The sequence below is a fragment of the Paenibacillus sp. LS-5 genome (genome assembly GCF_056121505.1).
The window spans coordinates 74,186-93,843 of the sequence record NZ_JBWAVA010000011.1; the positions used below are offsets into that span (position 1 = coordinate 74,186).

Annotated in this window: 19 protein-coding genes and 2 pseudogenes; 17 read left to right on the plus strand and 4 right to left on the minus strand. The window is 48.8% G+C overall.

Going from position 1 to position 19,658, the window contains the following annotated elements:
* Positions 1–21 precede the first annotated feature (21 nt).
* The 7 genes from AC0MA3_RS16775 (at position 22) to AC0MA3_RS16805 (ending at position 8,435) form a co-directional block, all read left to right on the plus strand.
* On the plus strand, positions 22–1,635 hold the full coding sequence (locus AC0MA3_RS16775; protein WP_474657015.1) for an extracellular solute-binding protein: 1,614 nt from the start codon (positions 22–24) through the stop codon (positions 1,633–1,635).
* 75 nt (positions 1,636–1,710) lie between these two features.
* Complete coding sequence (locus AC0MA3_RS16780) at positions 1,711–2,613, plus strand: ABC transporter permease (protein ID WP_474657016.1); 903 nt, start codon at positions 1,711–1,713, stop codon at positions 2,611–2,613.
* Between the two features lie 21 nt (positions 2,614–2,634).
* Positions 2,635–3,507: a carbohydrate ABC transporter permease gene (locus AC0MA3_RS16785; RefSeq protein ID WP_379157662.1), complete on the plus strand. Its 873-nt coding sequence runs from the start codon at positions 2,635–2,637 to the stop codon at positions 3,505–3,507.
* 32 nt (positions 3,508–3,539) lie between these two features.
* A complete protein-coding gene (locus AC0MA3_RS16790) occupies positions 3,540–4,484 on the plus strand; it encodes a sugar phosphate isomerase/epimerase family protein (protein ID WP_474657017.1) in 945 nt (314 codons plus the stop codon).
* 5 nt (positions 4,485–4,489) lie between these two features.
* Positions 4,490–5,152: a hypothetical protein gene (locus tag AC0MA3_RS16795; protein ID WP_474657018.1), complete on the plus strand. Its 663-nt coding sequence runs from the start codon at positions 4,490–4,492 to the stop codon at positions 5,150–5,152.
* A gap of 54 nt (positions 5,153–5,206) precedes the next feature.
* Positions 5,207–6,955 carry a hypothetical protein gene (locus tag AC0MA3_RS16800; RefSeq protein ID WP_474657019.1) on the plus strand — a complete coding sequence of 583 codons (1,749 nt, stop codon included), beginning with the start codon at positions 5,207–5,209 and terminating at the stop codon, positions 6,953–6,955.
* Between the two features lie 88 nt (positions 6,956–7,043).
* Positions 7,044–8,435 (plus strand): MATE family efflux transporter, encoded by a 1,392-nt coding sequence (locus tag AC0MA3_RS16805; RefSeq protein ID WP_474657020.1) that lies wholly within the window; start codon positions 7,044–7,046, stop codon positions 8,433–8,435.
* A 135-nt stretch (positions 8,436–8,570) separates the two neighbouring features.
* On the opposite strand, the gene AC0MA3_RS16810 is transcribed toward AC0MA3_RS16805, so the two are convergent.
* Positions 8,571–9,857 carry a Gfo/Idh/MocA family protein gene (locus AC0MA3_RS16810; RefSeq protein ID WP_474657021.1) on the minus strand — a complete coding sequence of 429 codons (1,287 nt, stop codon included), beginning with the start codon at positions 9,855–9,857 and terminating at the stop codon, positions 8,571–8,573.
* 91 nt (positions 9,858–9,948) lie between these two features.
* On the opposite strand from AC0MA3_RS16810, the gene AC0MA3_RS16815 reads away from it, so the two are divergent.
* The 7 genes and pseudogenes from AC0MA3_RS16815 (at position 9,949) to AC0MA3_RS16845 (ending at position 15,366) form a co-directional block, all read left to right on the plus strand.
* Entirely contained in the window at positions 9,949–10,803 is an 855-nt protein-coding gene (locus tag AC0MA3_RS16815) for a helix-turn-helix transcriptional regulator (RefSeq protein WP_474657022.1), read from the plus strand.
* A gap of 238 nt (positions 10,804–11,041) precedes the next feature.
* A pseudogene (locus AC0MA3_RS16820) lies at positions 11,042–11,381 on the plus strand (transcriptional regulator).
* 57 nt (positions 11,382–11,438) lie between these two features.
* Entirely contained in the window at positions 11,439–12,356 is a 918-nt protein-coding gene (locus AC0MA3_RS16825) for an NAD(P)/FAD-dependent oxidoreductase (protein WP_474657023.1), read from the plus strand.
* A 3-nt stretch (positions 12,357–12,359) separates the two neighbouring features.
* On the plus strand, positions 12,360–12,812 hold the full coding sequence (locus AC0MA3_RS16830; protein ID WP_474657024.1) for a TetR-like C-terminal domain-containing protein: 453 nt from the start codon (positions 12,360–12,362) through the stop codon (positions 12,810–12,812).
* Positions 12,813–13,119: 307 nt separating this feature from the next.
* On the plus strand, positions 13,120–14,244 hold the full coding sequence (locus AC0MA3_RS16835) for an ABC transporter permease (RefSeq protein WP_474657025.1): 1,125 nt from the start codon (positions 13,120–13,122) through the stop codon (positions 14,242–14,244).
* Entirely contained in the window at positions 14,244–14,939 is a 696-nt protein-coding gene (locus tag AC0MA3_RS16840; protein ID WP_474657026.1) for an ABC transporter ATP-binding protein, read from the plus strand. The genes AC0MA3_RS16835 and AC0MA3_RS16840 overlap by 1 nt, the downstream gene beginning before the upstream one ends.
* A 100-nt stretch (positions 14,940–15,039) precedes the next feature.
* On the plus strand, positions 15,040–15,366 hold the full coding sequence (locus AC0MA3_RS16845; RefSeq protein ID WP_474657027.1) for a heme oxygenase: 327 nt from the start codon (positions 15,040–15,042) through the stop codon (positions 15,364–15,366).
* A gap of 168 nt (positions 15,367–15,534) precedes the next feature.
* On the opposite strand, the gene AC0MA3_RS16850 is transcribed toward AC0MA3_RS16845, so the two are convergent.
* A complete protein-coding gene (locus tag AC0MA3_RS16850) occupies positions 15,535–16,113 on the minus strand; it encodes a hydrolase (protein WP_474657028.1) in 579 nt (192 codons plus the stop codon).
* 141 nt (positions 16,114–16,254) lie between these two features.
* Here AC0MA3_RS16850 and AC0MA3_RS16855 point away from each other — a divergent pair, with 141 nt between their 5' ends.
* The 3 genes from AC0MA3_RS16855 (at position 16,255) to AC0MA3_RS16865 (ending at position 18,666) form a co-directional block, all read left to right on the plus strand.
* The gene (locus tag AC0MA3_RS16855) at positions 16,255–17,163 is read left to right on the plus strand and encodes a TetR/AcrR family transcriptional regulator (RefSeq protein WP_474657029.1); all 909 of its coding nucleotides are present in this window, start codon (positions 16,255–16,257) and stop codon (positions 17,161–17,163) included.
* A 79-nt stretch (positions 17,164–17,242) separates the two neighbouring features.
* On the plus strand, positions 17,243–18,175 hold the full coding sequence (locus tag AC0MA3_RS16860) for a VanZ family protein (protein WP_474657030.1): 933 nt from the start codon (positions 17,243–17,245) through the stop codon (positions 18,173–18,175).
* 65 nt (positions 18,176–18,240) lie between these two features.
* Positions 18,241–18,666, plus strand: a complete 426-nt coding sequence (locus AC0MA3_RS16865) for a MaoC family dehydratase (RefSeq protein ID WP_474657031.1) — start codon at positions 18,241–18,243, stop codon at positions 18,664–18,666.
* Positions 18,667–18,719: 53 nt separating this feature from the next.
* Here the strand turns inward: AC0MA3_RS16865 and AC0MA3_RS16870 are convergent.
* A pseudogene (locus AC0MA3_RS16870) lies at positions 18,720–19,050 on the minus strand (GNAT family N-acetyltransferase); the annotation flags it as partial.
* 60 nt (positions 19,051–19,110) lie between these two features.
* Positions 19,111–19,581: a MarR family winged helix-turn-helix transcriptional regulator gene (locus AC0MA3_RS16875; protein ID WP_379157712.1), complete on the minus strand. Its 471-nt coding sequence runs from the start codon at positions 19,579–19,581 to the stop codon at positions 19,111–19,113.
* Positions 19,582–19,658 lie beyond the last annotated feature (77 nt).

The window sequence follows — 19,658 nt, forward strand, 5'->3', positions numbered from 1 at the left end:
AGAGGCGAAGGAGATGGAAAGATGACAGTGAACACAAACCAGGGATTTTGGAAAAAGGCAACGGGGATTACCTTAACCGCAGTAATGGGGGCTACCCTGCTGGCGGGATGCTCGTCCGATTCTAAGGAGAATGCAGCAAACGGAGCGACAGCAACGGAGGGAAGCAGCGCTAAGCGCGTTACCTTAAAGGTGGAAATATTCGACCGTGGTAACAGCCCGGCGCCTCAAACCATTACTAACAACTATTTGTCCAAGTTAGTTCAGGAAAGATTCGGTGACCCGAACAATATCGATGTTCAATATGTACCGATTCAGCGCTCTGAGGAAGTCACGAAGCTGAACGTGCTGATGGCGAGTGACAGTGATGTACCCGATATCGTATTTACGTATGACTCGAGTGTATTTTACCGCTATGCCCAGCAGGGCGGTCTGACTGATGTCGGCAAACTGCTCGATGAATATGGTCCAAACCTGAAGAAGTTCATTGGCGACGAAACGCTGGCATTCGGCCAGCTGGACGGCAAACAGTTCTCCATTCCGGGTAAACGTGCGATCACGGGCCGTTACAGCTCCTATATCCGTCAGGATTGGCTGGATAAACTGGGGTTGCCTGTTCCAAAGACTACGGATGAGCTGTACACTACTTTGAAAGCGTTTAAAGAGAAGGACCCGGCCAAACTCGGCAGCAAAAACATCCCAATGGGTATGGCACTTGCTCCGGCCCAGTTTGAAACACTGATCTATTCCTTCATTAAGCCCATCAGTGGCGATCTGACTTACAGCCAGCGGTACGAGCTTCCGCTCCATGAGGGCTTCAAGGATGCAATGCAATTTATGAACAAGCTCTATAACGAAGGGCTGATCAGCAAAGACTTTGGTCTGGATAAAGATAAAACGCAATTGGCCAAAGATGTTCAGAACGGTAATACCGGCTACTGGTCGGAAGATGTGGATGCCCAGTTCTACAAGGACGGCACCATGGATAACCTCTACAAAAATGTACCGGGAAGCAAGGTCACTCCGGTAGATGTATATACCAACGCCAAAGTCGACAACAAGTATATTAAATCCCGCTATGCTTCTAACGGTATGTACATCATGATTCCTAAGAGCAGCAAGCGCGCCGTGGAAGCAGTTAAATACCTGGACTGGATGTCTACAGGCACCAACCTCAACGATATATACAACGGGGTTGAAGGAGAAAACTATGATATGGTGGACGGCATTCCGGTGGTCAAGGAAAATGTCTCTCAAGAATTTGCCGATCGCCTGTTCAATGGCGGCGACATGGCCATCATCTCCAACGGTAAGAACCTCGGTGATCAGGCAACCAATGAAAAAGCATGGGTGATGGGCTTCCCGAAAAACAACCAGGAAATGTTGAAGCAGTCAATCACTATTGCCAACACGGACACCGTAGGTCCAATTGTATTCGGCAAACCGATTGAAGCGGAAGCGCAGTATGGCACCACACTCACCGATAAGCTCGATGTAATTATTGTAAAATCAACGATGGCTAAACCGGATCAATTTGAATCCGTGTATGAGCAGGAAATGAAGGATTTCATGTCCTTGGGCGGAACGAAGCTGAAGGCAGAACTGGAGCAGGCTGTGAAGGAACTTCCTGCTAAATAGACAAATACAAAGGTGAAAGCTGGGGGGAGAGGAGTGCCGCTCCACCCCGGTTTTTCTCCATAGGAGGAAACCCCATTGAGCAAAGCGTCATATTTAAGACGGTATTGGCAACTATATGCGCTGCTTGCACTGCCGATTGCCTATTTTGTGATCTTTCGCTACGGTCCGATGTATGGTGTGCAGATTGCGTTCAAAGATTTCAACCTGTTTCAGGGCATCGGAGGCAGTGAATGGATAGGATTGGACGCCTTCCGCGAAGTTTTTGGCATGAGAGAGTTCTATACTACCCTTCGCAATACCTTTATGCTGAATTTTCTTGATTTGCTTGTTTCTTTCCCGGCTCCGATCCTGCTGGCTATTATGCTGTATGAGATCCGGTCGGTATGGTTCAAAAAAATATCACAGACCCTTCTGTATATTCCCCACTTTATTTCCTGGGTGATCATCGGGGGGATCGTATACCAATTGTTCGGCAACCAGTCCGGGATGGTGAACGAGGTTCTTGTAAGCCTGGGGCTGAACCCTGTACCGTTTCTAACAGAAAAAAATCCGTGGCTCATCACCTATCTCTTCACCGGGGTGTGGCAAAGCGCCGGCTGGGGAACCATTCTATATCTGGCGGCATTAACGGGTGTCAACAGGGAGCTATTTGAAGCAGCTGAAGTGGATGGCGCGACAAGACTTAAGAAGATCCGTTACATTACGCTTCCGAGCATCAAGCCAACCATCATCACCCTGCTTATCCTCAACCTCGGGAAAATGGTCAGTATCGGCTTTGACCGCCCCTACGTTATCGGGAATACAACGGTCCGTGAATACTCTGATGTGCTTAGCACCTTCGTGTACCGGATTGGTCTGGAATCCGGCCAATATACGCAGGCTACTGTAATTGGATTGTTCCAGGCTGTGGTAGGGCTGGTGTTCATTCTGGGCTCCAACTATATTTCGAAAAAAACGACCGGCGACGGCATTATATGATAAGGAAGGAGGCGGAGTGCTATGAGTGAACGCACCTCAAACCGGATATTTGATATCGTAAATATTACATTGGTTACGCTGTTCGTGTTGTTCTGTCTGGCTCCGTTTTTACACATCATTGCGGTATCCCTTAGTTCTAACCGGGCGATTACTTCCGGCGAAGTGACCCTGTTCCCCATTGAAGTGAACTGGAATGCGTACGTCCAGGTGTTTTCGAACAATGCTATGATTCATTCTCTGATCTTTACCGTTTTTCTCACAGTAGCCACAACAGTGCTGTGCATGCTTTTCACCATCGCAGCGGCCTATCCGCTGACCAAGAAAAATCTGAAGGGCCGCAAGTTCTTCATGTATCTTATCGTCGTTACCATGTTTTTCAGCGGCGGTATTATCCCTGAATATTTGCTCATCCGTGATTTGAAAATGATTGATACGGTCTGGTCGCTTATTCTTCCCGGACTGGTCAGCCCTTTTAATCTTATTATTCTGATTTCCTTTTTCAATAACATTCCTCCCAGCCTGGAGGAGTCGGCTGAAATCGATGGAAGCTCCCATTTTCACACACTGATGCGTATTGTACTGCCGTTATCGATGCCGGTGATGGCTACGCTTGCTCTCTTTTATGCAGTGGGACGGTGGAACGGCTTCCAGGACTCCCTGATGTATATCAACAGCCCGGACCTGTACCCGCTTCAGCTTAAGCTGTTCCAAATGGTGCAGAACAACATGGTTTCTGAACTGACGCAGCTGGAGGGTTCGAACAGGACTGCACTGACACCGGAGAGCCTTAAGGCGGCCACTGTTATTTTTGCCACGGTCCCAATCCTTGTTGTGTATCCGTGGCTTCAGAAATACTTTGTTAGCGGGGTCATGCTGGGTGCTGTCAAAGGCTGAGCCGTTAACGTTCAGGAAAGGAGAACATCATTATGGAGGACAAAGGAGCCTTTTCTTTCTCAACATGCTGGAACATTCGGCGCCATACTATAGGCAGTGAAATGATCCGTGAGATCAGCTCGCTTGGCTTTCGCCGCGTGGAGTTGAACTATAATGTGACCCGGGAAATGCTCACTACGATCGAGCCGATGATCGAACGGGGAGAGATCGGCATATCCAGTGTCCACAACACTTTCCCTCACGTTCCGGACCCTGATTATGGCACGGATTCTGTGCTGCTTGGCTTCGGGGATGAGGAAAAGCGGCAGCGTGCGATAGAACTGCTAGTCCGCTCAGCCGAATACGCCCAGCGCTACGGAGGCGAAGCAGTTGTTGTGCATCCCGGCGAAGTGCCCTTTCCGAATGATATCAGCAAAGAGCTGGAGCAGATCTATAACGGACAGGGCAGAGATTCGGAAGCTTACCGCAGCAAATGGGCGGAGCTGATGGAGCGGCGGGAAGCCTACAGCGCCGGTTATGTGCAGAAGATAATCGAAAGTCTGGATGAGGTATGCAACCGGGCGGTGTCGAAGGGTCTTAAGATCCGCTTTGGCATCGAAACCCGCTCCAGACCGCAGCAGATTCCGACGCTTGCGGAAGCAAGGACGATTATTCAGGCATTAAAGGGAGCTCCTGTAGGTATCTGGTACGATACTGGTCATGCCATTATGATGGATCGCTTGGGTCTGTACGATAGTGTGGGGGAAATGGAAGGCCTGATGGATGATATTGTAGGGGTTCATATTCATGAAACCCTTGGCCTGTCCGATCACTGGTGCCCTTATGTGAACAGCAAAGATATGGAGTTCTATGATGCCTATTTACCGATGATTGAGCGGGCGCAGGTCAAGGTGTATGAGCTGAAGGCAGCCTGCCAGCCGGAAGAAATCGATGACAGTCACCGGCTCCTTACGGCCAAGCTTGCGGCCAGAGGCTAGGCTAAATGCTGAGTGATGCCGACCGGTTGCTTGCTGTCAAATATGCCCCTTGTTTATTATTTGATCAGAATGAGCCGTTCTTGCCAGTTCGCTTCGGCATAACGGTGCTGCGGGAGGATGGGGATTCTCCTTCCTTCCGGCGGCGGCTAAGCGTACAACGCCACGATGTGCAGGCAGTTGTGGAATACGCCATTTATTACGATTATGATATTCAGCACCTATATGATCTGGAGCATGTGTGGGTATACATAGGCAGGAACGGAGAGGTGGCGGACGTCGAAGTCAGCTTTCATGGCAAATACCTGAAAGGGCTGCTGCGCGGACAGACCAACCTGAGTGGAACGCAGGCTGCCCTCTACGTCCAACCCGGCAAACATGCCCTTTCTCCGCTTCCTGAGCTATTTGAGCTGCTACCGGAATTTGTCTCCTGTACGCAGGAGGAGGCAGGCGCAGACGGTCTGATCTACGGCCATTTCTATAGTGGAATTCTGGCATCGGATGAAGAGATTGACCGCCGCGTCCGCGCGCATCTGCAGACCTTTCGGTTCACTCCCTCCCAGCTCTACAGCAGCTGGGAATACGCGGACCGGGGGGAACTGTTCGTTTCCTGGAGCCAATTATTCGCCGAGATTCCTGAGCGTATTCGGAAAGAGCTGGAACGGATTTAGAACTCTGGCATCACCCGGGCATGAAGCAGAATGCATAATTTGGAGGGAATTACAATGTACAAGCAACTGGTGGAGAGTAATGACAGAGAGGTAAAGGAAGGGTTATCCCGGCAGGTGCTTGATCCACAGAGCCGCTATTATGGGGGGACAATAGATGCGGGCACGGGTATTGCATGGGTCAACCACACGACCGGAACACCGACTGACATGTGTTATTGGGGGGCGGCTCTGGTCAATCCCGATTCTGAGTACTACCTGGATGAGACACTACTCGGGCGCCTGCTGCTGGCCACGGAGTTCGTGCTGCGCTTTCAACATGAAGACGGTACGATTTCTCCGGGCTGGACGAACTATCATTCCCCGCCGGATACGGCTTTTGTCATTGTCGGTTACGCCCAGTTGTACCAGCTGCTGACCCGCAAGGCATGGCAGCCGCTGCAGCCGGTGCTGGACAATATGCGGCTGTTTCTTGAACGGTCGGTGCCAGCCATGATTACGGGAGGATGCCATACACCGAATCACCGCTGGGTGCTGTGCGCAGCACTGGGCTTTCTGCACGAGCTGTTTGGACTCGAAGAGACCGCTTTGCGGGCGGATCAGTGGCTTGCGGAAGGGATGGACATTACGCCGGATGGGGAATGGACGGAGAGAAGCAATGGGATTTACAGCGCAGTCAGCGACATCATGCTGATTCATGCCGCCCGTCTGCTGAACCGGCCAGAGCTGCTGGAGCCGGTTCGTCAGAATCTGCGCATGATGGTATACCTGGTCCATCCTTCGGGCGAGGTCGTTACCGATTATTCCGGCCGGCAGGATCTGGGCAGTGTTCATGACCTGTCCCCCTATTATTTGCCTTATGCGATTCTGGCCCGTTCTGACAAGGATGAGTTATTCGCGGGCATGGCAGAATGGGCTGGCCAGTCACTTACAGATCCGGGCGTGTGTTCGGTCAATACGCTCGTGCGTATGCTGCTGGAGCCGGAGCTTCAACAGCCGCTTAAGGCAGCGGCTCCCCTTCCTGTGAAATATGAGCAAATGTTGAATGGTGATTTCCTGCGCCATGGCTATTTGCAGCAGATGGAGGATGCCGGTCATGGGGGACAGATCACCCACAGCCGTCTGCATACTGACTTTGGTGCACCCGTAGCTCGTTACAGGGATGGCAGTACCAGTGTGACGCTGATTACAGAGACTCCGTCATTCTTTGCGCTTCGTCACGGTTCCGTGAGGCTGCTTGCTGTTCAGGTGGCATCCTACTTCTATCCGGGATATGTGCCTATGCAGGAAATGACTAAGGTGCCCGAAGGATACCGTCTGGCAGGAGAACAGAAGAAAGGTTACTACGGTCCTGTCGAGGCGGCGCTGCTTCCGCCAACCTCCGTAACGCCGGTCAGTCCCTGGTATTTGCTCCCGCATCAGAGCCGGCCTCTTACGCATGAGCAGACGCTCCGGGTGCAGGCGGAGGTACATCGGACGGATGAGGCTTGGACCATCCGGCTGCACTGTGATGAACCGGCGGAGGTCATGACGCAGATGTCCTTCATTTTCGGAAGCGAAGGAAGCTTCATCTCAGGAGAGCTGCAGGCTGCAGACGAGGACGTCTATCTCTGGAGCGGCGGTAACCTCCGCTATGCATGTGGTGAAGACTGGATTGAATTGACGGGTGGCGAGAGGGAACATCTGGCGACCGGGGTGCGGGAGGCCAAGCTGCAGGCGAACTGCAAGGCGGTGCTGGTTAACGTAGTGACCCCTTTCGATAAGACATTCACGATTACATTATCTCCTTCCTTGAACGGGGAGTAATACCGGCCAGACACGCGCTTCGCCTTGACTTATGCAGCTCATATGTTAGAATAGCGGGGCCCTAATTCTAATATAAAGAAGTGAGCTTATGCTAGAGCCCAAGGTAAAAGTGAAGCAGGGCCGCCTGTTTCTCGATAAGTATTTTTCCGGAGAATCTATTGACTACCGTCAAATCATATCGTTATTCCTGCCTATATTGGTAGACCAGGCCTTTGTGGTAGGGCTGAACGTCGTGAATACTGCGATGATCAGCTCTTCCGGAGTGGCGGCGATCAGTGCGGTAAATATGATCGACTCCTTGAATATCTTTCTGATCAGTGTGTTCATTGCGGTTTCGACTGGCGGAACCGTTGTAGTCGCACAATATAAAGGCAGTGGAAATGACCTGATGGTCTCCAAAGCTGCCGCCGGAGCGGTATCCTCCGTATCGCTGATGGCATTTGCCATCGGCTTGTTTGGCATTGTGTTCCATGGACCGCTGCTGCATCTGCTGTTCGGCGCGGCCTCACCGGAGGTTATGTCGAACGCCCGCACGTATCTGATCGGCAGCAGCTTGTCCTACCTGGGGATTGCTGTGATGGAGGCGGTGTGCGGTGCGCTGCGAGGTATCGGGAGGACGCGTGTATCCCTCGTACTCTCACTGATTATGAACTTTTCTTATGTGCTGTTAAACTTGGTGTTCATCAACGGACTGCATATGGGTGTGTTCGGAATGACGATTGCGATCAATGTCTCCCGGTATTTGGCGGCGGTCTGCTCGCTGATCTATCTGTTCCGGCTCGACAGCAGCCTGCGGGTGAAGATCCGGGACCTGCTGGTTCCGAGCTGGACCATGCTCCGCAGAATCATGTTCATCGGCCTGCCGTTTGCGGCCGAGCAGATGTTCTTCAATGGCGGCAAGATTCTGACGCAGGTCTTTATTGTCAGTCTCGGCACCTATGCCATTGCCACCAATGCGATCACCTCCTCGCTCGCCGGGGTCATGCAGATTCCCGCCAATGCGTTGTCCCTGACATTGATTACTGTCGTTGGCCAATGTATGGGCAGCCGGAATATCCGGGATGCGCGCAAATTCGTCAAGTCATTTCTGTGGCTGTCCTCGGCCTCCTTTGTCCTGATGGCGCTGTTGATCTTCCCGTTATTCCATCCGCTGGTGTCGCTGTTTCATCCGCCGCAGGAGATTGTCCGGGATATCTTCATTGTGTTTCTGATCAATTCGATTGCCCAGATCCCGCTGTGGTCGGTCAGCTTCATTACCCCTTCTGCGCTCCGGGCCGCCGGCGATTCCAAGTTCACATCGATCGTGTCGATGCTGTCCATGTGGCTGTTCCGTGTAGTGCTCGGCTACATCCTCGGGATCGTGCTGCATATGGGCATTATCGGGGTATGGCTTGCTATGAACTGCGAGTGGGGCGTGCGCGGCTTCATCTTCCTACGGCGTTTTCTCGGAGACAAGTGGGTTCAGCATAAGGTGATTTGATCCCTATGGTCATAAGGATATACAAGAAGAACCCATTGTCCACGGTCAGGTGGAGGATGGGTTCTTTGTTATGGAAGGAGGAGATTTAGCCTCCTGTACTGCTATAGAGAGCGAAATATCAACTTGCGGTAATCTTTACTTTGGCATAAGATCGTCCACCTTGACTGGCTGCCCTGTGCGTATCGAACGGTTAGCAGCGATGCCGGTCATGATCGACATGGCGCCATCCTTGTGTGAGGCTGCACGGTTGAAGCGGTCCTCCTGTTTCTTGTCAAAAATGTCGCTCAGCAGTACCGGATCACCGCCGCCGTGTCCACCTGCACCACTTGTGAATTCGACGCGGTAAGGCTCCTTGAAGTGTGGATAGATGGTAATGTTCACACCCTCCAGTGCGCCCTCGTTTTCTTTTTTGCCGCCGGAATTGACGTAGGATTGTTCGGTGATCCGAACCTCCATGCGGCCTTCCGTGCCGTTGAAGACAATAATAAAGCCCTCCCAAGGCATATAAGCGTTCAGTGAATAGTTCATGACCGTCTTGTTCTTGTATTTGACCATTACACTCATCGTATCTTCGATGCTGATATTGTCCCCGAATACACTTTGGTCGCGTTGATACCCATCTTCATGCTCGGCGTCGAGGTACATGCTCTTCAGGTGTTCATTGCGGTCCAGATGGAGCGCAAAGGGATCATTCTCGGCAGCTTTGCTGCCATAGGCGCGTTGATAGAATTCGGTGATGCCGCGTTTCTCAGCATTCTCCTTGCCATAGTAACGCAGGTCGCCCATGGCGAAGACCGTATCCGGCTGCGAAGCCAGCCAGAAGTTCATCAGGTCGAAGTGATGTGTTGATTTGTGCACCAGCAGGCCGCCGCTGTTCCGCTTATCCCTATGCCATCTGCGAAAATAATCCGCTCCATGCTGGGTGTTCAGCAGCCACTCGAAATTGACGGACAGAATTTCACCCAGCACACCGTCCATGATTATCTCGCGGATCTTCGTGTTATGCGGCGCATAACGGTAGTTGAAGGTCACACGCAGGTTCTTGCCGGTACGCTCGATGGCATCAAAAATCTGCTGGCATTTCTCTTCATCAATGGTCATCGGCTTCTCGGAGATGACATCACAGCCCAGCTCCATGGCGCGGATAATATACTTGTGATGCGTGCGGTCAATCGTGGTCACCAGTACGAAGTCAGGCCGGGTCTCGGATATCATATGGTCAAAGTCCTCAGCTTTGTAGGTGGGAACCTCATGGTAGCCGTATTTATCTGTCAGCATATGGTTGGCAAAGTTCATCCGTGTCTGATTGACATCACAGAAGGCTACCAGTTCGGAAGTTTCGTTGTAAGCGGTAACAAGTGCACCGTAAAAAAACTCGGCCCGGCCGCCGGTACCGACGATCACATATTTCTTTTTGGACAAGGGGATCACTCCATTTACTTGGTTTTGATATTATTTTATAGTATAGAAAATGCAAGAAGTGAACGTTTTTTAGTACAATGGAGAAGAAAAGATGCATATTTTATCCTCGAAGAGGGGTGCGGAAGTGGAGCCTTTTTTTCAGGTGGAGCAAATCAGACGAAGCGGTAATTTCAATATGGATACCGATCACTTCCATGATTTCTACGAAATCTATTATTTACTGTCGGGGGAGCGGCATTATTATATCCATAACCGGATTTATGCCCTACAGGCAGGAGATCTGGTCTTTATCAACAAAAACCAGCTGCACCGCACGACCAGCCGTAACCGCTCGCGGCATGAGCGGATCTTGGTGAGCTTTGACGATCTGTTCCTGGAGCCTTCGGCGGGCTATGCACTGGACTTGGCGGAGATGTTCCAGGGGGAGAGCTTCCTGCTGCGGTCCACTGCCCATGAGCAGGGAGAGATTGCCGACCTGCTCCAGGCGATGCTGCGGGAGCAGCGGGACGGGGCTCTGTGGAGCAAGCCGTATCTGCAGACTCTGCTGCTGCAGCTGCTGATCCGGCTGGACCGCATCCGGGGGGCGAAGCCGCCGGTTGTGGTGCCAGAACAGAACGAGGGGCAGCGCAGGGTCTATGACATCATCGAATATCTCGATGTGCATTATGGCGATAAGCTGACGCTGGGAGGGATTGCGGAGCATTTCTTCATCAGCTCCACATATTTATGCCGGACGTTCAAACAGACAACGGGGTTTACGCTTATCGAGTACTTGAATTATGTACGCATCCGTGAGACGAAGGCTCTGCTCAAGGAGACGGAGTGGAGGGTCGCCCAGATCGCTCAAGAGACAGGCTTCGAGAGCATTGCCCATTTTGGGCGGGTATTCAAAGGCATCACCGGACGCTCGCCGCTGCAGTACCGCAAGCAGCACCGGGGGAAATGAGAACATAACATATACAGCGATGGCGGCCTCCTTCACACTTTGGGTGAAGACTGGGAGTTATGGAGATGATGGCATTGCCGGAACCATTCCCACGCATTGCTGAAGGCAGGGCCAAGAAGTACATTGCAATTTGGAAATACACCAAGTATTATAGACATTATAGATCCGTAATAGCAAGAATAATGTCTTTGTGAAGGGGGAGGGGATTTTGTAATTCTCTAAAAGTACAGATTATGCGCTGCACGCCTTACTCCATTTGGGACTCTCTGAGAGAAGCCATCCTGTTGGAATAAAGGAACTATCGGGATCCCTTGGCGTATCCGAAAGTGATTCAAGTGATTGAAGGAAGGCAGCAACTATTCGAATGCTCGAATTCGAGCTCACAGCAGCATCGGCTGTTAGTAGAAAAGGGGTCCGCACCGGACGAACAGAGAAATTCTGAAAGGAAGGATTGTCTGGTCGAGAAAGTGATGTGGGGAGCAGAACAGCAAATGCACCAGTACATGCGGGAACACACAATCCAGTCGGTACTGGATGAAGCTGTAGAACGCGGTAGTCATGAGGCAAACAAGAAGTGATATACTTCTTGTGTTTTAATTATGGATATTATAGATCGGTTATAGGGGTGTTTATATATGGACAATCAAGTTTACGATGTGGCTATTATTGGCGGCGGACCAGCTGGACTGAACGCTGCCCTGATGCTTGGAAGGGCAAGAAAATATGTAGCTTTAATTGATGAGGGCCGCCCCCGCAATGCTGTAACTCACGAAATGCACGGTTTTCTTACCCGTGACGGGATCCCGCCGAGTGAGTTTCGGCGGCTTGCAAATGAAGAGATCGCTGCTTATCCCTCCGTATCATTTTTTAAAGAACTAGCAGTGAACATTACCGGAGCAGACGGCAGATTTGAAATTGAGACCATGCAAGGAAAACGTTTGGTAACCAAAAAAGTATTGTTTACCGTGGGCATGAAGGATCGGCCGCTCGATATCCCAGGACTGAAGGAAGTGTACGGAAAAAGTGCATTTGTCTGTCCGTATTGTGACGGCTGGGAATTAAGGGATCAGCCGCTTGTCATCATAAACAAAGGGGCCGAGCTTATGCATTTTGTTCCACTCCTATCCGGATGGACGAATCGTATTACGGTTTGCACTAATGGTCCTGATGAATTAACGGAAACCGAGCGAGAGGAACTTAGACAGCATCAAGTGCTGCTGTATGATTCACTGATTCGGCAAATTGATTCTCATGACGGAATCACGCAGCAAGTTGTTCTTGAAGATGGCTCCTCCATAGCATGCAGAGGTATCTTCTTCAAGCCGGAACTGGTTACGGGATCGCATCTGCCGAGGTCGATCGGATGCGAGATGACAGAATCGGGAGAAGTTGTTGTCGATGATTTTGGAAAAACGAACATCCCGGGTGTGTACAGCGTTGGGGATGTGACATCCCGATTTCACCAAGCTGTAGCAGCAGCTTCAAAGGGGGCAATAGCCGCTGCGATGATCAACAATGAGCTTAATGGAATAGCCTGGAGGGAAAATTTATGATCGGTGAAGCAGCGTAAAGCACGGCCTCGATATGCAGGAGCAGGCAGCATTAGGGTTCATGGCAAAGTCCTGATTCGTTTGCAGGATCAGCACACCTTGCGCAATGACCTGCTCGCGCTATTGAAGCAGCAATCGATCGAAGAAGGTGAACGCAAACTTCGGGTACTCGCAGGCCTGGGCTCCTTTTTTTCGCAGAATCCGGAATCAATTAACGGAGGGATTTTCGAACCGTGGGCTGTGGTAAATCGTGAGCTCATGCGCCGGGCCGTCGGCCGCGGTGAAATCTCCACCCGTGCGGACATTGAGATGGCTTGCCAGGTTATTACTTCAATGGCTTCTTATCGCGGACTCGTACAGCGCAAAACATTCGACAAGCATTTCTACACTTCGCTAATCGACGGCGTCCTACTCCCTGCCCTCAAAAATCCGTTAACATCACCAAATGAAACGGAATAAGGAAGGCGACCTGGTCGTTATTTTTGTTACAATAAGACCTACTGTACAATTAGGGATGGTGATTAACATTGGGAAGAAAGCAGGCTTTTACAAAATCGGAGTTGCTTGACCAAACCAAGAATTGTTCGTCCGTACGCAGGAAGAAAGAGCTAAATATTATATTTGACACAAGTGTCATAAATAGTGCATACTAAATGTAAGCCGGATAGCAATTTCATAAATGCGCATACGAAAAAATTAGTGGGGTAGATATCAGGTAATTGACACTTGTGTCATTTATATTTTATATGGAGGAGAGGAAGCAACTATGTTTTTGGCATTGAAGGAATTGAAACACAACAAAAAAAGGTTTTTGATGATTGCGATTATCTTTGTACTTATTTCTTGGTTGGTGTTCATATTATCAGGATTGGGAAATGGGTTATCTACACTAGCGGCTTCGACGTTCAAGAATATGAAGACTGATTATGTAGTTTTTGAACAAGGATCGAAAGCTTCGATGAGTAAATCATTATTGTCTAATGAACTATCACAACAATTAACAGAGATGCAAGGTGTAACTGCCGTTTCACCCATGGGAACGATCATGGCCTCAGCAATCAAGGGAAAGAGCGCGGTGAATGAAGATAAAGTAGATATAGCTATTATTGGGATTGACCCCGGGAGTTTTTTAGAACCAAAGAGTATTGAAGGTACCGGGTTAACATCCGATAACATGACACAAGTTATAGTAAATGACACCATGAAAAAAGATGAGGGCTTTAAACTGGGGGATACCTTCCAATTGGATGGCTCGACGGAATCATTGACTATCGTCGGTTTTGTCAAGGATCAGACGTATAACCATGTAGCAGCTGTTTTTACACCCATTGCAGAGTGGCGAAAGATTGCGTTTGCGGCACCTGGTTCGGACAAAGGGGTCACAGAACCAGTGAATGCAATCATGCTTCAAGGTAGTGATATCGATCCTAGTGTCATTAATAAGCAGCTGTCAGGAACCGATACGGTTACCCGTTCGGCAGCAGTACAGGGAATGCCTGGATACAAGGAAGAGAATGGTACGATCATGATGATGCTTGCGTTCCTTCTTGCGATTTCAGCATTCGTACTTGGCGTGTTCTTCTATGTATTTACGATGCAGAAGACCAACCAGTTCGGGATTATGAAAGCAATCGGAGCCAAAAATGGGTTCTTGGGTAAAGCGGTCGTCTCTCAAGTGTTCGTCTTGTCGCTCTCTAGCATTATCGTTGGCATAATCCTGACTTATGGGACAGCGGCAATCATGCCCAAAGGCATGCCGTTCATGCTTGATCCGAAGCTAGTGGTGACCTATTCCATCGTTTTGCTGGTGATCTCATTGCTCAGTTCGTTGGTATCGGTTCGTACGATTTCGAAGATTGATCCGCTTAAAGCGCTTGGGAGGGTTGAATAATGACTACAGGATTGCAAATTACGGCGGCATCAAAGTATTACAATGAAGGTTCAAACCGTATTTCAGCATTAGATAATGTGTCTATTACAGTGGAACCGGGTGAGTTCGTCGCGGTCGTAGGACCGTCTGGTTCGGGCAAAAGTACCTTCTTATCCATTGCAGGCGCATTGCTAAAAGCCTCTAAGGGAGAGGTTAAGCTGAATGGGCAAGACATATCGAAGCTGACCGGAAATCAACTATCCGACATTCGATTGCATGAGATTGGATTCATAATGCAGTCTTCGAATTTGGTGCCGTATTTGAATGTTCTTGACCAGTTGCTTGTCGTGAAGCGGATGTCGGGAAAGGTAACCGCAGCTGATAAAGCTTTTGCCGTAAAATTGCTTGAAGAATTAGGTCTTGGCACAAAGTTGAAGAGTTATCCGGAGGAACTGTCTGGTGGCGAGAAACAACGTACGGCGATTGCCCGGGCATTGATTAACGAGCCCAATGTTATATTGGCAGATGAGCCTACAGCAAGTCTTGACACGAAGCGCGCCCATGAGGTGGTCTCCTTGATTGCCCATGAGGTGAGAACACGCAATAAGGCAGCCATAATGGTGACCCATGACGAACGGTTGCTTGCTTACTGCGATAAGGTATACCGGATGGAAGATGGCAAATTATCATTAGCTGAAGTGGAGTCCGTCCACTAGCAGAATAATACTTAGCGTAGAGAATGATCGCCTTCATCTGATGCGAGTTTGATCTAATTTGGTGAACCATTAAATTAAAATAGTTAAGGAGATGGTAAGAATGATCGTTGTGACGAACAGAATTAAAGTGAAAAAAGGAATGGGTGCGGTAATGGCACCGGGTTTTACAGCGCCAGGCCCGCTTGACAGTTCTGAAGGCTTTGTGAAAGTAGAAGTATTGTTAACACAGAACTTAAATGAATACGATGAGTTAAATGTAAATATGTACTGGGAGACTATGGATTCCTTTACAGCTTGGAGAAATAGCGATGCCTTTAAAGCGGCACACAAACGCCCAGAAGCGGGTTCAGAGGAAGCAAGTAAAGAATCTCCAATTCTCGGAAGTGAGATCATAACTTATGAAGTGGCATCTGTAAAAGAAATATAAATAATAAGAACGCCAGAACAGCGATACAAGACTAAGCTCTTGTATCGCTGTTTTGTCCTGTCTAAACTAATGAATCTGGATGCTTCTCCAGCTTTTTAATTGCGGCTGAGGGTTGAGATCCTCTCTCACTCTCTCTCATCAAATAGTATGAAGTATTGCTTGAGGTTCTTAAGATTGAAGCGCGGCGCAAGCAAGAATGTCCTCGGAAGAGCGGATTCTGCCAATACGCGGGAAGATGACCTTAATTACGTGTTCATGTTCCTCCTGGCTGAAGCCGGTCATGGCATCTGTCGCAAAAACTACCTGATACCCATGGGCGAAGGCTTCACGCGCAGTGGTATCCACGCCGATACCAGAAGCAATGCCGCAAAGCACGATCGTCGTGATGCCCCGCCGGCGCAACTGCAGATCGAGGTCCGTTCCATAAAATGCTCCCCATTGACGCTTGGTAATTAAATAATCGGTGTCAGTGACTCCGATCTCGGGTACAATTTCATCCCATCCAGGCACCAGATTTAAGGTTGGGGGCGCCTGATCCAGCAACGGACGAGGCATATCTTTGAAGTCTTTCGTGGATACGCGAACAAGCCCAACGAATGCACCTGCCTCACGGAAGGCTTGAACCATAGTGGCAGCGCGGCTGACGACTTGCTCGGCCGAGTGAGGGGCATACTGGGTTCCAAGCCAATTTTGCAAGTCGATTACGATTAATGCCGTCTTAGGAAATTGAAACAAAAGTTCTTCCATGATCAATCACACTCCAACTATGAAATCGAGTTTGACCCATCTTGACTTGAAGTTCTATATTTTGAATAGTGGGTCATTTGACTCTATGTTCATAATTTTGTACTATGAGTTTAAAATTGTCAAGCGGGGGGTTACGTAAGGATGAGTGTAACCAAACAGGATATCATACGTTCGGCTTCTAAGATGTTTAAAGAAAAAGGGTTTCTGGCGACCTCAATTCAGGAAATTGCTCAGGATTGTTCCATTGCAAAGGGCTCGGTGTACAAATACTTTCCGTCCAAAGAGGACTTATTGTGTGTGGTTTTCGACGAGTGCCAGACGGTTTATTTTGATCGGGCTGAGCACCTGAAACAAACCGAGACGGGTACTCCCAAGGAGCGGCTCGTCCATCAAATCGTATTTCGTTTTCAGTATTTTATTGAATACAGTCACATTATGGTAGACTTCATAGATCTTCCTATTACGCAGTACGCAACTTTCCGTTCACTAAGGAATCATGTTCGCGCCCGTATGATGGAGTGGCATAGATACTGGTTACTTGAAGTTTATGGTGAGAGAATCGAGTCGTTTCTCTGGGATCTGATTTTTATATACCGTGCGATCCTGAAGGACTATCTGCAGCGCATCATCTTCGAGGAGAAGCAGCTTTCGATAGAGGATACAGCTTGGTTCATCGTCGATAAAATGGATGCGCTAGTCGAACATATGTCTAAGTCAGGTTCGAAGGGGCTACTTGGACAAAGCGCCTTCACCAAATTTATTCATTCAGATTCAAAGGACTGGAATAACGAAAAAGAAAGAATTACCGAAGAATTGTTCGGCAGAGTGAACGCGCTGCTTGAGGCTTGGCCTGGCGGGCTCGCCCGGCAGAGGGAACTGCAAGAGATTGTTCAATTGCTGGGGACGGAGATCTCTCAGACTCAGCCCAAGAGATCGCTCATTCAAGCGCTTTGTACCTACCTGGAACAAGAACAGGATCTGAGAAGTTCGGTCATTCAGTTGAAGCAAATTGTCCTGGAAGAGCGTGCGCAGGATGGCGGGTTACCATGATCCGACATCCAGTCGGGCAAGGGTGGAAGAGTGGTTGGCCAGAATCAACAAAAATGAACTAAAGATAAAGGAGAATAAGATGAATACCAAGCAACGTAAAATTATTTTTGCCATTACCTTAGCTTATACCGTGTTCATTCTTTATTTTATGTTTTTTGGTTTCGGTAGAGTAGATACCCTAGATCGGGAGACGGGTTACACCTTTCTATTTTTACCTGATGTTTTTTTTAAGCTGCCAAGTCTATCGGATCTTCTACATCCTTCGCTGATGGATATTGTGGGTTTTGGAAACATCGTGGCCTTCATCCCTTTTGGTATCTTGATTCTGTTGTTATATCGGATCGGCTTCCTTCGTTTCATGATCTTATTCATCCTGTCTATTCTTGTACTGGAAACCATTCAGGCACTCACTTTGCTAGGCAGCTTTGATATAAACGACGTTATTCAAAACTCATCAGGCGCAGCGATCGGATTCGGGGCGTATAGATTAGGATTTCGTACAGAAAAGGTCTGGACAAACATAGCGGCTACGGGCATCTCTGCTGTTGTCCTGATCATCGGGGTTTGGGGGATCTTCGGGGTTGTCGACAAAGCGTTGACTAAAGAATTGGGCCCCTTTGTCGCGTTAAACGAGCTCAATAACAGCAGTATAAATTCATCAGACGGAACAATGCGAGACAGCTTCCAAATTGGCGGACAAAACGTAGAACCTCAGTATAATGCGTATAGCACCGAAGACAAAAATATGGTGACGTACACGTACACGCTAGGCAAAAAGGAGCTTTATTTCTACTTGAATTATGGGATTCCAGATCAAGAGGCTTCTCATGGGAGTCTACGCATATCCGCCGACGGACAGGAATATCTGTCCACGTCCGCAGAAGTTCAAAGCCATGAACTTGGGATGTCCTCCATTTATCTTCAAGGGGCCAAGGAGCTTACGATCACCCTGGAGGGAAATATGAAAATATGGGATGTTGGATTTAGTGAGATGAAATACATCTGGGATTAGTAAAGGGGAAAGATCGAATTTCAAGTTCAATCAATCTATATAAATTTATTTTAGGGGTGCTTTTAATGAAATTTCATGAATTTTATGTCGGACAAGTCTTCAGAACCAAGTCCATCATAATGACGAAAGAGAGTATTACGAGATTTGCAGCGGAGTTTGACCCGCAATATATGCATCTCGATGAGGAGAAAGCTAAGCAGGGAAGATTTAACGGAATTATTGCTTCAGGCATACAAACCATGGCGGTCTCCTTCAAACTTTGGGTGGAGACAGGGAGCTATGGGGATGATGTTGTTGCCGGAACCGCAATGAATAATCTTAAATTTATAAAGCCGGTGTATCCGGAGGATGAATTGTACACCCTTGTGGAAGTGACCGAAGTGAAAGAGAAGAAGAATGAGACGGGAAGTGTTACTGTATTGTTGTCTACGTTCAACCACAAAGACGAGAAGGTTTTTGAGGGGGATTTAACCGTACTAATTAAACGGTAAACTTCTCTGTACCCCAGCCAAAGGGTTCCCTGAATCTTGTACGAAGAATGCTATTAGAGTGTCTTGGTCATTATGAAATCTATTTGTTCCTCCTCCCCCATATAGAAGGAGTGGGCTCCAGTTCGGACAAACCCTAATTTTTGATAAAAGGTAATTGCGCGCTCGTTTTTTTCCCAAACTCCGAGCCAGATCTTTTCTTTATTCTGTTCCTTCGCTATGTCTATAGCTTTCTTCATTAGATGGCTGCCAAGCCCCTGGGTATGGAATCTTTTGCGGATATAAATCCTCTCGATCTCAAGCGAATGGTTGTCCATGATTTCAGTCTAATTGTACTAGGTTAAATGCTCTGTCCAAGTAGGCCTGCATAAGTTCAGGTGAATTTTGGCATAACAAAAACCCCCTTCCACCGGTTTGGCGGAAAGGGGCATGTTCCTTGACCAGTGCTCAAGGCGGAGAGACTTTACCAGAAGAGGATGAATTTGTTTTTGTTCTTTCGGCCAGCTGGGTGATTGACTCCATGTCCAGATCGGTTAATTGATCCAGAAAATGCCGGCGTATCGCCTTTGAGACTATAGGGAGGGCCTCACCCAAGGCGGACCTTCCGGCAGAGGTAATGATGACTTGAACCCCACGATCTGTGTCGATAGGTTTCCTCTGAACAAGCCCGCGTTTCTCCATCCGTGTCAGGTGGTGGGACAATCGGGTCTTATCCCAGTCCATGGAGTTGGCTAATTCCTGTTGGCGAAGCTTACCATCCCCGAATTGGACCAGACGATCTAATACTCCAAAATCCCCCTCTGAAAGTCCGGTATGTTCGGACATATCTTTTACAACACGACCGAAGATTCTTTTATAGGAGCCCTTCCACATGTTCCATAGTTGCATTTCCTGTTCATTTAGTTCGTTCTTATCCATAGACACATAATATCACGGTTGACGTATCAACCGCAAGGTGATACATTGTTATCAAGTTGATATGTCAACCTGAATCC

Bases quoted from the DNA above. Each gene is read 5' to 3' on its own strand.
- AC0MA3_RS16775 (WP_474657015.1), top strand. From the start codon at position 22: ATGACAGTGAACACAAACCAGGGATTTTGGAAAAAGGCAACGGGGATT.
- AC0MA3_RS16785 (WP_379157662.1), top strand. From the start codon at position 2,635: ATGAGTGAACGCACCTCAAACCGGATATTTGATATCGTAAATATTACA.
- AC0MA3_RS16790 (WP_474657017.1), top strand. From the start codon at position 3,540: ATGGAGGACAAAGGAGCCTTTTCTTTCTCAACATGCTGGAACATTCGG.
- AC0MA3_RS16795 (WP_474657018.1), top strand. From the start codon at position 4,490: ATGCTGAGTGATGCCGACCGGTTGCTTGCTGTCAAATATGCCCCTTGT.
- AC0MA3_RS16800 (WP_474657019.1), top strand. From the start codon at position 5,207: ATGTACAAGCAACTGGTGGAGAGTAATGACAGAGAGGTAAAGGAAGGG.
- AC0MA3_RS16805 (WP_474657020.1), top strand. From the start codon at position 7,044: ATGCTAGAGCCCAAGGTAAAAGTGAAGCAGGGCCGCCTGTTTCTCGAT.
- AC0MA3_RS16815 (WP_474657022.1), top strand. From the start codon at position 9,949: ATGCATATTTTATCCTCGAAGAGGGGTGCGGAAGTGGAGCCTTTTTTT.
- AC0MA3_RS16825 (WP_474657023.1), top strand. From the start codon at position 11,439: ATGGACAATCAAGTTTACGATGTGGCTATTATTGGCGGCGGACCAGCT.
- AC0MA3_RS16835 (WP_474657025.1), top strand. From the start codon at position 13,120: ATGTTTTTGGCATTGAAGGAATTGAAACACAACAAAAAAAGGTTTTTG.
- AC0MA3_RS16840 (WP_474657026.1), top strand. From the start codon at position 14,244: ATGACTACAGGATTGCAAATTACGGCGGCATCAAAGTATTACAATGAA.
- AC0MA3_RS16845 (WP_474657027.1), top strand. From the start codon at position 15,040: ATGATCGTTGTGACGAACAGAATTAAAGTGAAAAAAGGAATGGGTGCG.
- AC0MA3_RS16850 (WP_474657028.1), bottom strand. From the start codon at position 16,113: ATGGAAGAACTTTTGTTTCAATTTCCTAAGACGGCATTAATCGTAATC.
- AC0MA3_RS16855 (WP_474657029.1), top strand. From the start codon at position 16,255: ATGAGTGTAACCAAACAGGATATCATACGTTCGGCTTCTAAGATGTTT.
- AC0MA3_RS16860 (WP_474657030.1), top strand. From the start codon at position 17,243: ATGAATACCAAGCAACGTAAAATTATTTTTGCCATTACCTTAGCTTAT.
- AC0MA3_RS16865 (WP_474657031.1), top strand. From the start codon at position 18,241: ATGAAATTTCATGAATTTTATGTCGGACAAGTCTTCAGAACCAAGTCC.
- AC0MA3_RS16875 (WP_379157712.1), bottom strand. From the start codon at position 19,581: ATGGATAAGAACGAACTAAATGAACAGGAAATGCAACTATGGAACATG.